This is a genomic window from Roseobacter fucihabitans, from assembly GCF_014337925.2.
GTDB lineage: Bacteria > Pseudomonadota > Alphaproteobacteria > Rhodobacterales > Rhodobacteraceae > Roseobacter > Roseobacter fucihabitans.
This window is the reverse complement of sequence record NZ_CP143423.1, coordinates 4473907-4487910: the sequence shown is the minus strand read 5'-3', so window position 1 is coordinate 4487910 and position 14004 is coordinate 4473907. Positions and strand designations below refer to the sequence as shown.

15 protein-coding genes and 3 pseudogenes are annotated in these 14004 nt (G+C 53.7%); 11 read left to right on the top strand and 7 right to left on the bottom strand.

Going from position 1 to position 14004, the window contains the following annotated elements:
* The 3 genes and pseudogenes from ROLI_RS21935 to ROLI_RS21925 all read left to right on the top strand — a co-directional run.
* Positions 1 to 2205 (top strand): ATP-binding cassette domain-containing protein, encoded by a 2205-nt coding sequence (locus ROLI_RS21935; protein WP_187432327.1) that lies wholly within the window; start codon positions 1 to 3, stop codon positions 2203 to 2205.
* Positions 2202 to 3554, top strand: coding sequence for an HlyD family efflux transporter periplasmic adaptor subunit (locus ROLI_RS21930; protein ID WP_187432326.1), 1353 nt, complete (start codon positions 2202 to 2204; stop codon positions 3552 to 3554). The genes ROLI_RS21935 and ROLI_RS21930 overlap by 4 nt, the downstream gene beginning before the upstream one ends.
* A 132-nt stretch (positions 3555 to 3686) precedes the next feature.
* Positions 3687 to 3845 (top strand): annotated as a pseudogene (locus ROLI_RS21925) (IS3 family transposase); the annotation flags it as partial.
* Between the two features lie 94 nt (positions 3846 to 3939).
* On the opposite strand, the pseudogene ROLI_RS21920 reads toward ROLI_RS21925, so the two are convergent.
* Positions 3940 to 4142, bottom strand: a pseudogene (locus tag ROLI_RS21920) (transposase); the annotation flags it as partial.
* Positions 4143 to 4565: 423 nt separating this feature from the next.
* Here ROLI_RS21920 and tnpB point away from each other — a divergent pair.
* Both tnpB and ROLI_RS21910 read left to right on the top strand, forming a co-directional pair.
* Entirely contained in the window at positions 4566 to 4964 is a 399-nt protein-coding gene (gene tnpB, locus ROLI_RS24025; RefSeq protein ID WP_187428566.1) for an IS66 family insertion sequence element accessory protein TnpB, read from the top strand.
* Positions 4965 to 5043: 79 nt separating this feature from the next.
* Positions 5044 to 5227, top strand: a pseudogene (locus ROLI_RS21910) (IS66 family transposase); the annotation flags it as partial.
* A gap of 242 nt (positions 5228 to 5469) precedes the next feature.
* On the opposite strand, the gene ROLI_RS21905 reads toward ROLI_RS21910, so the two are convergent.
* From ROLI_RS21905 to ROLI_RS21895, 3 genes are read right to left on the bottom strand one after another with little or no spacing between them, the layout of a single operon-like run.
* Positions 5470 to 7125, bottom strand: a complete 1656-nt coding sequence (locus ROLI_RS21905; protein ID WP_338469214.1) for a sensor histidine kinase — start codon at positions 7123 to 7125, stop codon at positions 5470 to 5472.
* Positions 7126 to 7172: 47 nt separating this feature from the next.
* A complete protein-coding gene (locus tag ROLI_RS21900; RefSeq protein ID WP_187428543.1) occupies positions 7173 to 7727 on the bottom strand; it encodes an RNA polymerase sigma factor in 555 nt (184 codons plus the stop codon).
* Positions 7724 to 7888 (bottom strand): NepR family anti-sigma factor, encoded by a 165-nt coding sequence (locus tag ROLI_RS21895; protein ID WP_187428542.1) that lies wholly within the window; start codon positions 7886 to 7888, stop codon positions 7724 to 7726. The genes ROLI_RS21900 and ROLI_RS21895 overlap by 4 nt, the downstream gene beginning before the upstream one ends.
* Before the next feature lie 101 nt (positions 7889 to 7989).
* Here ROLI_RS21895 and ROLI_RS21890 point away from each other — a divergent pair, with 101 nt between their 5' ends.
* Positions 7990 to 8796, top strand: a complete 807-nt coding sequence (locus tag ROLI_RS21890; protein ID WP_187428541.1) for a response regulator — start codon at positions 7990 to 7992, stop codon at positions 8794 to 8796.
* Positions 8797 to 8835: 39 nt separating this feature from the next.
* Here the strand turns inward: ROLI_RS21890 and ROLI_RS21885 are convergent, their stop codons facing one another.
* Positions 8836 to 9333, bottom strand: a complete 498-nt coding sequence (locus ROLI_RS21885) for a Dps family protein (protein ID WP_187428540.1) — start codon at positions 9331 to 9333, stop codon at positions 8836 to 8838.
* Between the two features lie 51 nt (positions 9334 to 9384).
* On the bottom strand, positions 9385 to 9546 hold the full coding sequence (locus tag ROLI_RS21880; protein ID WP_187428539.1) for a DUF1328 domain-containing protein: 162 nt from the start codon (positions 9544 to 9546) through the stop codon (positions 9385 to 9387).
* Between the two features lie 33 nt (positions 9547 to 9579).
* On the opposite strand from ROLI_RS21880, the gene ROLI_RS21875 reads away from it, so the two are divergent.
* Positions 9580 to 10035, top strand: coding sequence for a YqjD family protein (locus tag ROLI_RS21875; protein WP_222869367.1), 456 nt, complete (start codon positions 9580 to 9582; stop codon positions 10033 to 10035).
* 293 nt (positions 10036 to 10328) lie between these two features.
* Here ROLI_RS21875 and ROLI_RS21870 read toward each other — a convergent pair whose 3' ends face one another.
* Positions 10329 to 10700, bottom strand: coding sequence for a hypothetical protein (locus ROLI_RS21870; RefSeq protein WP_187428537.1), 372 nt, complete (start codon positions 10698 to 10700; stop codon positions 10329 to 10331).
* Between the two features lie 87 nt (positions 10701 to 10787).
* On the opposite strand from ROLI_RS21870, the gene ROLI_RS21865 reads away from it, so the two are divergent.
* The 4 genes from ROLI_RS21865 to ROLI_RS21850 all read left to right on the top strand — a co-directional run bounded on the left by ROLI_RS21865 (position 10788) and on the right by ROLI_RS21850 (position 13975).
* Positions 10788 to 11516, top strand: a complete 729-nt coding sequence (locus ROLI_RS21865; RefSeq protein ID WP_405048985.1) for a Crp/Fnr family transcriptional regulator — start codon at positions 10788 to 10790, stop codon at positions 11514 to 11516.
* Between the two features lie 18 nt (positions 11517 to 11534).
* Positions 11535 to 12716, top strand: coding sequence for a DUF2254 domain-containing protein (locus ROLI_RS21860; protein WP_187428535.1), 1182 nt, complete (start codon positions 11535 to 11537; stop codon positions 12714 to 12716).
* A gap of 305 nt (positions 12717 to 13021) precedes the next feature.
* On the top strand, positions 13022 to 13447 hold the full coding sequence (locus tag ROLI_RS21855) for a CreA family protein (protein ID WP_187428565.1): 426 nt from the start codon (positions 13022 to 13024) through the stop codon (positions 13445 to 13447).
* Positions 13448 to 13684: 237 nt separating this feature from the next.
* Positions 13685 to 13975, top strand: a complete 291-nt coding sequence (locus ROLI_RS21850) for an S-adenosyl-L-homocysteine hydrolase (RefSeq protein ID WP_187428534.1) — start codon at positions 13685 to 13687, stop codon at positions 13973 to 13975.
* The last annotated feature ends 29 nt before the right edge of the window (positions 13976 to 14004 follow it).

Genomic DNA, 14004 nt, shown 5'->3' with positions numbered 1-14004 from the left:
ATGATGCCTTTCATCCTGAAACCGCAATATCGGGTCACCACGCGCGACGATGCCAGTCAACGTGCGACCTTGGACTGGGAGTATGATCGCATTCTGGATGGGCTGCTGTCAGGAAATATCTCTGGCAAACCCATGGATTCACAGGATGCGAGGTTGCTTCTGACGCTGCTGGAGCGTCTTGGCTGGATTCCAGACGCCAACCGCTTGGCGGGTGCCATGCCATATCTTATCGACCGATTGGATCCCTACGCACTGCGTGGGCTTATGCGCAATCTCGGTTTCGAATGCCGCTCACAAAAGTTGCATTCGAGCAATATTCCAAATGATAGCGTCGCCGGCCTGATGGTGGGGCCAGGCAAACAGCTTTGGGCGATCAAGACGATTGAGTGTAACGTACTGGCAATGGCGCGACCCGGCGTGGGTGAAAAACCAACCAACGTCCGCTTATTCAACCCGACAAAGAAATATGAGTTCGTGCATTTCATGCCAGATCCAAAACTGGATATGCGCGATCGTCCTAACACGCAGGAACAGTTTACATCTGGGGCATTTTCCAGGCTCGCACCGGACCTGCGACTTGCAATGCTCCTCACACTGTTGAGCGGCGGCTTGACAGTCCTGTTCTCAATCATGGTTATTTTCTTGTTTGATCTCGCAGTGACCGGGCAACAATCCAAAGTCATTGGCGCAGTACTTGCCGCGGCGGGGGCGCTGTTCTTGTTCGACTTGAGCTTTCGAATGTTGAAAGCGCGCCTACTTGGCAGGGTGTCTGGACGTTTTGAATTTCTACTTGGCGGTGCCTTATTCGCGAAATTGCTGAAACTGCCACGACAAATGATTGATCAGGCACCGCTTGGCGAACAGACAGCAAGATTGCGCGAACTGGAGGGCATGCGCGACATTTTTGCTGGCCCTTTTGCTCTTATAGCACTCGAAATTCCGGGTACTTTAATCATGATTGGTGCGATCACCATTTTTTCGCCCATGTTGGCGCTTGTCTTGCTGGGCGTAGTTGTCATGTTTTTTATCGCAGGGCTGTGTATCGTTCCGGCTCTAATACGACGTGCCGCGCAACTTTCTGCCGCACGTAATCACTTGACACGGCTCCAGACTGAACTGATCGAAAAACGTGATGTTCTTGCCCAAAATGGGTTGGCTTGGACCTGGACCGAAAAAGCAGAACGCGCCATTAGCAGAGTTGTCGCCGCGCGGTTTCGCCTCGCCAGCGCAGCTTCTGGCCTGGAAGCGATATCCTATCTTTTCCTGCCAACCGCTGCGACAAGTGTTATCTTCATTGGGGCGGAGAGGGCTATTGCAGGTGTCTTGAGCGGCGGCGAGTTGGTTGCTGTTACGATGCTGACGTGGCGCGCAGTTGCTCCTTTGCAGCAGGGTTTGTTGATCATTCCAAAAATTGGAGACCTCAAACGACTTTTCCGGCAGGTCGACATGATGATGCGTTTTGCAGAAGAAGACAACCTTCCTGAAATGGAAAAAATGGAGAACAAAGCTGCAAGAGTGACAGCCGCGAACTTGGTCTTGCGCGGACCGAATACGCACGCTCCCATACTTGCGGGAGTTTCCCTGGAAATCCCCAAAGGACTGATTGTTTCGGTGGTAGGCGTTTCCGGGTCTGGAAAATCAGCGCTACTAGGCGTGCTTTCGGGCCAAATCCAACCACAGGCCGGCAGTGTTCGACTTGACAGCGTAAACCTCTCCGAAATGTCCAGCCAAGAACTTGGGCGGCATATCGTTCTTGTGCCACAACGTCCTTTACTGATCTACGGGACGTTTGCCCAAAACTTGAGGTTTATTGATCCGCTGTTCTCCGATGACCAGATCGAGACGATATTGGCCGAAGTTGGCCTTTCGCGACTTCTCAAGAAACTGCCCAGGGGCATCCACACCCGCATCGACCCCAGTCTTGACGTTACATGGCTCTCGGGAGGTGTGCGAACGGCGGTTGCCGTTGCTCAGGCGCTGATGAGCATGCCATCCGTGCTCCTGCTGGACGAAGCTTCCGAAGACGTCGAGCCAGAAATAGACATTGCCATAATTGGCGCGCTGAAGCGCCGACAGCATGAAATGACGAGTCTAATTGTTACCCATCGTCCAAGCATGGTGCGCAGTTCTGACGCGGTTCTGCAGATAGCGGGAGGGCGCACGAGCACAAAATTCAAACAGGAAAAGAAGGATCAAGCCGTATGACCAATCGTCTTCCTTCCGCCTCATCGGTCGCAAAAAGCACACCAAAAAAAAACCACACGCGTGACACGGACTCTTCACTTTTTGCGCATGCGGCGCTGGAAGATATCCGCGATAGCGGCGCTGCACGTTGGACCATCGCAATCTGTACCGCTTTGCTTACATTCGCTATCGTTTGGGCTGGGCAGGTCCAAGTTCAGGAGAAAGTCACTGGCACCGGAACTATCGAACCAAAGGGACGAATAGAACGTATCGAGCATCCTGACGGTGGGGTCGTGCGCGAGCTTATGGTGCAGGGCAGTGAAGTTCTTCTGGCGGGCGGTCTGCTCTTACGACTGGACACCGACCATATAGATCGGGAGCTACAGTCAATCTCAAGCCGGATCACAACGCTTGAAGACGAAAGCGAGAGGGTACGTTTCCTTTTACACGCAGACGGCCGCACAATGCCGGTGGAACGGGGCACTGGCGATGCCGCTTCAGAAGCATTCTGGACCGAGCAAATGTTCCTGATCGCGCAGCTTGATCGAATGATCTTGGAGGATTTGCGACTGGTCGCGCAGATAGAAACTGCAGAAATTCGAGATGAAATTTTAGCTGCAGAGTACCAAATTGTCGAACAACAACTTGAAAGGTACCAAAACTACTCGACAAGTGGATCGGTCCGGCTGATCGATAGAGAGCGTTTGGAACGCGAAGCTTTGCAATTGACTGGATCCATGGAGGAAGATGATGGGCGTCGGGCAGAGCTTAAACTTGCACGCGGAGAAAATGCACAGCGTCGTGAAGAACTGCTGGCGCAACGTCGTCGAGACGCGGCCGCACGCTGGACAAAGATCGAAGCCGAGCTTGTCGCTTTACGACAATCCGCAGCCGATGCCGAAGCCCGCATTGAAAGAGCAAACGTGCGCACAGTGAATGGAGGCAAGCTTCAACGACTGGAAGTTTCAAATCCAAATGAGGTGATTGCCCCGGGCGATGTGATCGCGGAAATCGTGCCTCCTGGTACAGAATATCGCGCTGTGATTAATGTTTCTGCTGACCGGATTGGATCAATCCGGCAAGGGATGGACGTAAAACTAAAGGTTATCAGTTATGACTTCACACGGTTTGGAGCTATTTCTGCCCAGATTTCCGAAGTTTCACCGACAAGCTTCATCAGCGATGCCGGAGACATTGTATATCGAGTGACGGTGAATTTGCCCACCACGGTACCCATGAGTAATCAGCCGGTCGCCGTTAGGCCTGGCATGACTGTTTCTGCAGATATCCTCACAGGTGAGCGAACGATATTGAGCTATCTGCTGCACCCAGTCCGCCGGATTCAAGACCAATCCTTATCTGAAAGGTAATGCTCTGGAATTCGTTTCGAGGGTTGGCATGGTGCAATTTTACAGGCACTTAAAATCGATGCAAAGTAACCGCTGCTTATCCCCTCGTGCATGTGGACATACGCATCCTACGTCCTTGCCAGTCAGTGGGCGAGCGGAAAATGTAATTGCTGCGATTGTTCCATCGGTGAGAGCTTCTTCAAATCACTCAAGGCAGAGATGATCTGGCGCAATCGATGGGAAACGAGGCGACAAGCGGAAACTGCGATATTCCAACACATTAATGGATTTTATAATCCACGACGTCGGTAGTCAGCACTAGGGGGCAAAAGCCCCTTGGCATTCAAACGAAAGGCCGCATCAATAAATTCAGAGCCCGGGACGTAACCGGGGCGAATTCATCATTCATAGCGGCTAATACACCCTTGCGGCTCAAGCGTACCGATCTGTTGTATAGCATCTTTGGCGGGCCGTATTGCGACGGCGTCTTCCGCCACCGTAAACCATTGGGGTTCACGAAGATAATCTTGCTCGGGACGCGTCTATATTCACGCGAGTTTACCAAGACTTTGGCGAGTAAGGCTTCAACCGTGCAATCAGGGGTTTGATGCAGGGGAGTGCAGGGTCCTACGCTAAGCTACGAGGATTCTTTTTCCGGAATCACGTAGGTTGCCATTGGGATCAGCGTTGTTGCAAGCGCATAAAGATGAGCGCCTCTGAGCGAAGCCGTTCAGATCGCTGGCGATCGGATATCCCTTGTGGGAAGTCGCAGTCTTATGCCACCTACGCAATGCATTCAGAGCTGGCGACCTCAATGACGTGGTGGTCACGGTCGAAGAAGATGGCCAGACCAGCCTCTTTGTCGCAACCGCTTGATTGGCACGGCCTGCCTGATAACGACGCGATGATCTGAGAGATGTGTTTAAAGACGTCATTAGCGACGTCTTTTATGCGGGATTTGTGATTTGTGGTGAACTTATTGGGGCTGAGCGACGACGCTTCTGGCATGGTGATCACAAGCTCGAGATTGTCATGTCGGTTGGGGTTGGTGGGGCGAGCGTTACACAGGTGGCGCAGCGCCATGAGATAAGGCGACAACAAATTTACGCGTGGCGGCAGAAGCCTGCCAGTGGTGCCGTGTTTGCGTTCCGGGGGCGGCGTGGGGATCGGATCAAGCTGCTGTATTGGGATGGCCAGGGCTTTTGTCTCTGTTACAAGGTGCTGGAACGTTGCCGTTTCCCGTGGCCAAGCGCCCAAGACGGGGCTGTGCGGATGACGTCAGCGCAGCTCGCGATGCTCGATCGACTGGCGGCGTCTGGATTGGGGGGGCTCCGCCTGCGCGTGTGGGGTGATTTTGCGTCTGTATTTGCGTTATTTATATGGTGCTTTGGCCTGCTTTCTGGTAATCAGACGCCTGTCGAAACCTGCTGAAAACCTCTCCCCCTCTCGGGATATTGGCTTCGCGCAATGCCCTGCCGGGCAAACGGATGATCCCGCTGTTTTGAAGGCGATGATCGCGGAATTGCAGGCAGAGAACGCCAGGATCACAGCGACCTTGCGGGTCCACGATCAACCGGTTCAGGCCCTTCGGCTGCGGATCGCCAAACTCCAGAAACTGGCTTTTGGCAAATCCTCAGAGAAGATCAAGCAGCTGGAACCGGCGCTCGAAGACCTGCTGGTCGCCGTGGCCGAAGACGATGACGCGATGATCGACGAAGGTCAGGACGCACCGGCCGCTGATGAGCCCTGCGCGCCCGTTTTGCGCCGCTGCCCGCGTGTGTCGGAGGTGATTGGTGTGCAGGTTCTAAACCGAATGATCGAATGACCGAACCTGGTCGGTCACGTTTCGAACGCACCGCCTGAATTCTATCTCAGCTAGGGCGCGTTCCGAGTTGACTCTGATCTGTGCAACACGGCCGCGCAGGGCCATGTTGCATCAGAAGTCCCGAGCATCAGGCACAAAATCGACGATCTTGAATGCGACCGACATTGTGAATTGATCTGTCAAATCTTCGGTCTCCATTTTGCCGCCAAGCTGAATTGCAAACGCATTCATCAACTGCGCTCCGAGGCCCGTGCTTTCAACTGTTTTTGATGTTCTGACGGTGTTTGATATTCTCAGTGCGCAGTCATCACCCGATTGCTTGAGCATCAGAGATATCGATGGCTTCTGACCCTCTGCACTTCCCAGATACTTCATCGCGTTGGTGACCCCCTCTGCCACCAAAAGCGACAGCGGCACGGCCTGATCTGGGTAGAGTAAGATCGGATCGATTTCTGTCTCAACATCAATGTCCTCTTGAGAGGAAACGGCAACCTCAAGCGAGTTTTCAATGACTTGGGACACAAGCGAGCCAACGTTTACCATGCCCCCGTGCTGTGATTGGTATAAGTCACGGTGGATGGTGGCGAGGCTTAGCACCCGGTCTTGCAGGCGGGACAAAACCGTTCTCGTCTCATCGTGCTCAGCCGTGCGGATTTGCATATTCATGATCGAAGAGATCAGTTGCAGGTTGTTTTTAACCCGGTGATGCACTTCTTTGATCAGCACATTTTTTTCACGCAAGCTATCTTCTAGCGCGGCTTCCTCACGCAGCACTGTGTCTGTCATGCTATCAAAATGACCGTACAGTTCCGCCAATTCATTTGGCACCGGCCCAAGGTCTTTCCCAATTTGGACATCGCGGTTGTCGGCAAAGTCACCCATGCGCTCACGCAGCTTGGTCAGGTGGCGCAACACAAGCATGTACATCGACAGCATCGCAACACACATGCTGGCAAACCACATCAGAACAGGAAAAAGCCATGGGCGCACGACCCCGGCCACTTGCCGCGCCAAACCGTCGCCTGTCCGCCATACGCCCAGTACGGTTACAGGGCTGCCTTGGATCGGTACGACGGTGTATCTACGGCTCTCGCCCAGTTGGTTCTGGCTTTGAAATGCCGTGTTGCCGGAAATCAATAGACTTGTAATCTCCTCTTCGGAGGGCAATTCCGCAAGCGCGGTGTCCATATCTGATCTGGCCGTAAGAACCTGCCCATCGCTGTTGAGGGTCATCAACTCTTCCAAGCCAAGATCCTTCAGGCTGTCCGGCGTATCAGGCAAACCAGCATGCGGAATCGAGATCGAAACGAAGCCGGCAAACGCGCCAGCAACTTCGAAGGGTTCGGACACAATGAAAACCGACGTCCCGCTTAGTGGCGCACTCGTATTCACTTCGATGGCCGGGACTTGGTCTTTCATCCTCTGCGCGAACCCCGGAAATTCAGAAAAGTCGTATTCAGCTCCGGACGAGGAACATATCATCAGACCCGATACCGGCAAAATGCCGATAAAGCTGTAGCGCGGATCGTTTTCGACAAATCGGGCAAAATCCCGTGTGCACTTTGAAGGGGCACTGATGTAATTTTCGGCCGTGGCGGCCAAGACACGGGCAGCGCCAAATGCGCGCTCGATCAAGAGTTCTTCGACTTTGGCGGCGTCGCCGGTGATCGCAAGCAGCGCAAGTCGGGCATTCTGCTCAGCCTCAGCTGCGACCCGGTTGGTCTGGTAAATCGCGACCGCCCCCAATGGAAACAGCGCAAGCGTCATGAGGGCGACAATCAGCACCCTCAGACTGTTGTACCAGTGCCCTTGCTTCACGCCGGCAGCCCAGGATTTCCGACCACGGCCATCGTTGCACTATCGGTCAATTCCAGCGCCTCGTCGTCATCAAGGTGCAGCAACTCCGTCAGCTTTGCGCGGGCGCGGTTCACCCGGCTTTTGATCGTACCAGTTGCAACTCCGCACATCTCTGCGGCCTCTTCATAGGCAAAACCCGATGCTCCCACGAGGACCAACGCTTCGCGCTGCTCATCCGGCAATTGGTTCAGTGCGTGCTTGAAGTCGGCCATCTGCATACGGCCGTCATGGTCGGGCTTGACCGACAGTGTCTCGGCAAAGACGTTGTCTATGTCTGCCACTTCGCGGTTTAGTTTGCGGCGGGACGAATAGAAGTTATTTCGCAGGATTGTGAACAGCCATGCGCGCATGTTGGTGCCGCGTTGGAATTTATCCATGTTCGACCACGCCTTGAGCACCGTGTCCTGCATCATGTCATCGGCCGTTGCGCGATTGCGCGTCAGACTCAGGGCAAAAGCCCGCAAGGCCGGCAAATGGGTCACCAGCTCATCCCTTGGATCCAGATCACTCATTTCTTGGCCTTCAACTCTTCGTCCTGCGCGCGCAGGACCGACAGCAAATCCATGATCTGATCCGGCATGTCATCAGTTTCGAGTTCGGAAAAAACCTTCTTCAGGTTTTGATCAATAAATTCGTCTCTTTTTGATTTTCCAGTGTCTTGCTTGCTTGCCATCTGTGTCCCGCGCCTCATCTCGAAAAAAATACCTGCTTGACCGGAACCAACTGAGCTCACGAGCGGTTGGTTCCACGAAAACTACAAAAAGGTCAAAAAAAATGAGCGACACCACCGCGCAGGCGAGCTTTTCCGAATTACTGGCCGCCGAGCTTCCGTATCTTCGCAGGTATGCAAGAGCGTTGACTGGCTCTCAATCGCGCGGCGATCAGTACACCGTTGCCACGCTCGAAGCCATTCTGAAAGACAGATCGCCATTTGAGAATGACGACCCAATGAAGGTGAACCTATTCAAGTGTTTTCACTCAATCTGGTCCACCAGTGGCCAGGCACTGACAGATCCCGAAGACACCGTGCGTAGCCGCGCGCACGGATTACTTGCCAAACTCACCGCCAATTCGCGCGAGGCGCTGCTGTTGCGCACGATCGAAGAGTTCACCCCGGTCAACATAGCGAAGATCATGCAAATCGACGTCAAGAAGGTCCGCCACCTGATCGCGACAGCCAATACCGAGCTGGCAAGCAGTGTAACGGGCCGGGTCATGATCATCGAAGATGAACCCATTATTGCAGCCGATATTCAAGCCATTGTCACCAGTCTCGGGCACGAAGTTACGGGTGTTGCGCGGACCCACACCGAAGCGCTTGCTCTTGGCAAAGAACATAGTCCCGATCTGATCCTCGCTGATATTCAATTGGCGGACAACTCCTCTGGTATTGATGCGGTCAATGATCTGCTGGAACTCATGGATGTGCCCGTGATCTTCATCACTGCGTTCCCGGAGCGCTTGTTGACGGGCGACCGGCCGGAACCTGCTTTCCTGATCTCCAAACCTTTCCAAGAGGCTCAGATACTCTCCGCGGTCAGCCAGGCCATGTTCTTTGCCTCGACCGCGACGCTGAAGTAAAAATGGCCCGGCGCAACAAATTTGCGCCGGACCTTGGTCTCATTCGGTCGCGAGCGCTCTCAACATCCAGGCTGCCTGCTCGTGAAAGGCGGAACGCTCGGTCGCCAGATCTTCGGTCACCGGGTCATTCTGTTCGCCGGCGATCTCGATCAACGCGTGCAGCCGATGCGCAATTCGCTGATGATCGTCGGCCAGCATGGTGCACATCTCACCCGCCGATGGTGTGGTTTCGGGGTCGTTGATGACGGACGCCGACATCATCTGATGCATCGACATCGGGGCCATCTGGCCGATTGCCCTGATCCGCTCGGCCAGCTTGTCGGCAGCCGCAAACATGTTCTCGTAATGCTCTTCGGTCAGGCTGTGGATCGAATAGAACAATGGTCCCTCCACGTTCCAATGGAACGCGTGGCTCTTGAAAGTCAGCCGATATGTGTCGGCTAACACATCCGTCAGCCCATCAGCAATGGTTTTAGGTTTTTGCACGCCCGACGAGATGTTTTTGGGTGCGCCGACAACGTTAAGTGGAGTGGTCATAGTGGTGTCCTTTCTTTTCGATGATCGTGAATGGTGTCAAAGGCTGGTCCATCAGCTACGAAAAGCGCGCAGGATCAACGTGCCGACAAACAACACTAGGAATACGAAGAACAAAATCTGAGCGATGCCCGCCGAAGCAGATGCGATGCCGCCAAAACCAAAGACTGCCGCGACCAGTGCGACGACCAGAAATACGAGTGCATAATGCAACATTATTTTACTCCTTTTGTTTTCAAAGCGCGACTAATGAGCCGCATGGTTCTGCCGTCTCAACGGGAAGGGCCACGTCAAAGTTCCAACCTTTTTTTCAAGAAGCTTTGGAACCACCTGAGCATCCGGGTGTTATTGAATCAGACGCGTCTGAGGAGAATGACAATGGCAAGCACTTTGCAAAAGCTGAACAACAATCCCGACGCTGCGGACCTGTCCGAGCAAGTCGAGACACTGCGTAACGACCTCGCGACGCTCACTCAAACGGTTGCAGATCTTGGAAAAGCTAAAGGTGACGACGCCGTGGCCGCTGCGCAATTTAAATTGTTGGATGCACGCGATAAAGCCGCTGACGTTACAGAGACGGCGCGACTTCAGGCAATGGAACTCCAAAACAAAGCCGACACATTTATCAAGAACCAGCCTGACACTGCTTTGGGCATCGCTGCGGGCGGTGGCTTTCTGGTGGAATTCTTCGGGTCGCGGAAATAAATGATGTTCGGCATCGAACAAAAAGTGGCGCACACCGCCAAAACGCGCAGGTCTTCTTTCAGGGGGACTGCTGCTCTACACAGTTGGCACTGGTTTCCTGACCATCGCTGGACGGATTGCGCTTTACCCGCTCATCGGCATAGTGAACACAGCGTTTGTGTTTTCAGGCCTCTATCTTGGCATCGGGCTGATCATGATCGGCGCCGGTGCACATTTCTCGTCGGGCGGGTCACACGGAGTGTCGGAACAACCGCAAAGCCGTGCGAACACCACTCAACCAATCGTTGAGGCGTTTATGTACGGACTTCAAGCTGGGGCAAGGGCAAATCGGGCGCGTCGATGGATAATGCCTCCAAGATCATCGTCGTCGTAAACGGTATTTCCAAAACGGTGGCCGGGACCACATCACTGGCAGACCTGCCAATGCTCACAATCCTGCCCCCCGCATCGATGATTGTACGGACGACGTCCGGGGCCAACTCGGAGATCAGAGCGCCGTTTACGAAAAAACAGGTCGTCAGAGCCACTTGGTCCAACAGATGGCCTATCTCGCTACCAGAGGCGAGAGACGCCACAGAGCCCGCCGGAAAACTGTGCTGCAACGTACCGACCAAGTCCATGAGTACAACAGGATTGGGTTCGACAACGACAAAACTTTGATTCACACTAGGTCCTCCAGACCGGCCAAAGTCGGTTTCTAGTAGGTATCCGGCGCTTGCGCATTAAACTATGACATAGCTGGGAGATTTAAATTGGCGACGAAATGCGAAAATTGCCCCCTTCGGCGGCACGACATTTTTGAGGATATGTCGCCCGAGGATGTCCGCTATATGCAACGTTTCAAAGTTGGTGAGCTCGTTGTGGACTCCGGCACACCCATACTGATGGAGGGGTCGAACAGCCCGCAACTTTTTACTGTCCTGCATGGCATGGGTCTGCGGTACAAAATTCTGTCGAACGGGCGTCGCCAAGTTGTGAGCCTGATCTTTCCCGGCGACTTTTTGGGCCTTCAGGCCGGTATTATGGGCGAAATGGGCCATTCCGTAGAGGCCACCACAAAAATGACGCTTTGCGTGTTTGACCGTTCTGAAATCTGGTCCTTCTTCAAGGAACGACCAGAACGCGCCTTTGCCCTGACCTGGCTTGCCGCAGTTGACGAACACTTTTTAGGTGAAACCTTGTCCACGCTTGGCCAGCGCAGCGCGATTCAATCTATCGCCTGGGCGTTGGTCCGGGTATTTAGTCGCGGTCAAAGCCTGGATATGGTACACAATGGCAAGATGCCATTTCCGTTCAAACAGCAAGATATCGCTGATGCACTGGGGCTATCGCTGGTACACACGAACAAAACGCTGGGCAAACTCAAAGAACAGCAGTTGGCCCACTGGTCAGATGGCACATTGCGTGTGAGTGATTTGGAAACTTTGGCCAAGATCGCCATGGTAGATGATCTTACGCCGGCCAAACGACCCATCCTTTAACCTTCGGAGCATTGCAGCATGAAGTACCGAGCAAAATTGCTGCAACTGGCACAAGCGGCGCGTGCGAGTTACTGGTTCTTACCTGCAAGCATGGTTTTGTTTACCTTCGTGCTTGCCAATCTGGTGATTTGGATAGACCGGTCGCCGGATATGCTTCCGTTTCAATTGCCTGACAGGCTGTCGAACACACAGATTGAGGGCGCGCGCAGCACTCTGTCCACGATTGCGACATCTGTCATCGGGGTGACCGGCGTCATGTTCTCCATGACCGTTGTCGCCGTGTCATTTGCGGCTGGCACCTACGGCCCCCGGCTCATCGGGAATTTCATGCGGGATCGGGGCAACCAGATCAGCCTTGGCATTCTGATTTCCACATTTGTATTTTCATTGCTGGTCCTGCGGGTGGTGCAAAGCCCGATTGAAGATGGCGAGATCGCAGCCTTTGTCCCGCATTATTCGCTGTTGCTGGCGATTGCAGGCAGCATCGTCGCAGTCTTTGCGATGATCTATTTTGTGCACCATGTCCCCGAGACGATCAACGTGTCCAACATCACGGCGAACTTGGGCCACAAACTGGAACGCGACATCCGAACAATAATCGAAGTAAACGCCGAGCGTGGGTCGTCCGACAACGCCACTCTGCCGGATACACAGCCCGACAGGCAGCTGAAGTTGCCGATTGCAGGCTATATCCAGGTGCTCCGTTACAGCCGCATCAAAGAGCTGAGCGAAGAAAAAATCTGTGACGTAGAAATCCTGTGCTTTCCGGGCGAATTCGTGACCCGTTTCACGCCGGTCCTGAACATCTGGCAGGATGAAAACCTAACCGACGAGGATATGTCTGAGCTTCATGAGTGCTTTGCTGTTGGTACTAACCGGACAGAGCATCAAAATATCTACTTCCTTGTTGATCAACTGGTGGAGATGCTGGCGCGCGCGTTGTCTCCCGGCGTCAATGACCCGTTCACGGCGATAAACTGTCTGAACTGGATGCACAATGCTCTAAAGGCGGCGCAACTACACGAAAACGGCATGCAAAACAAAGGTGTTCGCACATCCGCTCTTGGTCCGATCCTGACTTATGACAAGCTGCTTGAACGCAGCTTCAAGGCCTCGAAACCATATTGCGAACCGGACCACCTGGTTATGGCGCGGTACAACGAACTCATGCAGGATCTGAACGAGACGTCTATGTCTTAGGCGACGGGCGCTAGCTTTCTGTATTTTTTCAACGCCGCACATCTTTTGTGCTCCGCAAGGCACGTCAGTGACCGCACGCGGCATGGTTTCTTTCCTCAATGTCGTGCAATCATGGGAACCAATTTCCGCCAAGCGCGTTTTCATTTGCTATATACAAACTAAAAGCTCGAAAGGAAAAATCCATGAGCCGTATTATTTATATCATTGGTTTGATCGTTGTGATCCTGGCAGTTCTGTCGTTCTTCGGTCTGCGCTAGGTCATGCCAAAACGTTCCGCACGCAACCCGCTCAGGTTTGCCGTTGCTATGGTGGTCCTGATGCCGCCGCAACTTGGGGCCGAGCAGGTTGGAAATGTCGATGTCGATTGGCTTGGGAACGACATCATTGTCGAGGCGTTTCAAGATCCGAAAGTGGATGGGGTGACGTGCCACATATCCTACTTTGAGCGGGGATTGATCGACCGGTTTCAAAACGGTAACTGGTTCGAAGATCCGTCAAACTCAGCGATCAGTTGCCGACAGACAGGCCCCATTACGATTGGCGATATTGAACGGGACGACGAAGGAGAAAGCGTGTTCTCAGAGCGTCGGTCCATCATCCTCAAATCGCTGAACGTGAAGCGGATATTTGACGAAAAAAACCAGACCCTGATCTATATCTCGCATGCCCGCGAGGTGCAGGACGGCAGCGCCAAGATGGCGATCTCAACCGTGCCATTGTACCAGCCCTAAGCATGCGACGGCGCATTGTGTTTGGCTTTGTGGCGCAGGCACGTTGCACCTCCAACGCATTTTCATACACCGAACTGAAGAACTGTCATCCGTTCGCCGAGCCCGCTTTCTGGGCTAGTGAGCGAGTCCGATGTCGTCAAATTAGCCGTACCAGAAAGACGTGGCGTCACCCCGTTCGACGCGCTCTTCGCCGGGAATCTCAGGCGCTGTTTGGAGCTATGTATCAAAGGAGTAGCCATGTATCAGTTCATCACAACCGCAGTTTCAACAATCGCCTTGGCTGGCCCCGCGATGTCTGGGTCAGATCTTGTCTGCATGAATAAGGCAGAGCTTGAGGCCGCCATTGTGGGTTGGTACGGCGAAAAACCAGTCCTCCAAATTGATGATTGCACGTACTTGTGGGCTGCCGGTATCGGCGGGACTTGGACGGTGGTCAGACACGCGGACGATGGTACCAGTTGTACGCGTGAACACGGCCAGAATTGGTCTGGCGTCCAAGGCGACGAACTCTTCGCGAAACTGGATTGACGAAGGCAAGCAAGAGGCCCGACCACACG